The organism is Candidatus Symbiopectobacterium sp. NZEC135, assembly GCF_025962695.1.
The window spans coordinates 1-569 of the sequence record NZ_JAGFPF010001382.1 but is presented as its reverse complement, the minus strand read 5'-3'; the positions used below and the strand labels follow the sequence as shown (position 1 = coordinate 569).

Here is a 569-nt window from a genome sequence, read left to right as displayed (position 1 = left end):
CAAGTTTTTTGTGATGTGTGTCGCAAAATTATCACGTCGTCATTCCGCCCGTGGAGCAGAAAAATAATAGTGCGGGTGGCGTGACCTGCCGCGCAATGCTGACGGTAGCGACGCGAAGACCCTCACGTAATGAGAATAAAACAAGTAATGGAGCCAATGAATGAAAGGGTATCAATGGCTATTGGTCGGTATCAGCGCTGTGCTGGTAACCGCATGCAGCAGTGACAATCATTCGGTTGCGCAGAGCGAGGCCAATACGATAAGCCGGAATGAGACCGCATTATTGCTGAAAAGCAACTCGCCGGCAGAGGTCAATTGTACGTTGGCGGGCGGCACCATGGCGCAATCTCGGCAATTGAATGGCAGCAATATCGGCACCTGCCAGTTAGCCAACGGTAAGCGTTGCGATGAATCATCGTTACTGAACGGGATGTGTCCGGCGGGCTGAGTTGCTATTGCCCGCCGGTCAGGGTTATGCGTCCAGCTGGTTAGGGCAGGATTCACCTTGGGCAAGTTGCTTGATGTTGCTCAGGGTGGTTTGAGAAAAGCTCAGCAAAGCCTCTTCGGTG

The 569-nt window shown here is 52.5% G+C and carries 1 protein-coding gene; it reads left to right on the top strand.

Annotation, left to right across the window (positions count from 1 at the left end; genetic code table 11):
• Positions 1-160: 160 nt before the first annotated feature.
• Positions 161-448 carry a DUF333 domain-containing protein gene (locus J5224_RS34375; RefSeq protein ID WP_264629310.1) on the top strand — a complete coding sequence of 96 codons (288 nt, stop codon included), beginning with the start codon at positions 161-163 and terminating at the stop codon, positions 446-448.
• The last annotated feature ends 121 nt before the right edge of the window (positions 449-569 follow it).

Excerpts from the sequence above, each read along its gene's own strand:
- J5224_RS34375 (WP_264629310.1), top strand. The coding sequence starts at position 161 with ATGAAAGGGTATCAATGGCTATTGGTCGGTATCAGCGCTGTGCTGGTA.